General features: G+C 38.4%; 1 pseudogene. It reads left to right on the top strand.

Features of this window, described 5'->3' with window-relative positions:
• Window positions 1-104: 104 nt before the first annotated feature.
• Window positions 105-242 (top strand): annotated as a pseudogene (locus tag SB717_RS40375) (sulfite exporter TauE/SafE family protein); the annotation flags it as partial.

The following is a 242-nucleotide window of genomic DNA, read 5'->3' on the forward strand; positions in this document are numbered from 1 at the left end:
TCCTTATTTTTCTAGGAAGACGACTTTTTTGTGAACAAGCCTATTTCTCATTAAAAAGCGTGTATAATAATTGGTGGATAAGTTATTTAGAGGAGTTGGCAATTTTGGAATACATCATGTTACTTTTCATCGGACTAATCGCCGGGACAGTCGGCAGCCTAGTTGGGCTTGCAGGCGGAATTATTATTGTTCCGTTATTAATTGGATTACACAGTTTATCACCACAACTTGCAGTAGGGACT

The organism is Priestia sp. SIMBA_032 (assembly GCF_046535215.1).
In the GTDB taxonomy this organism is placed as follows: domain Bacteria; phylum Bacillota; class Bacilli; order Bacillales; family Bacillaceae_H; genus Priestia; species Priestia aryabhattai.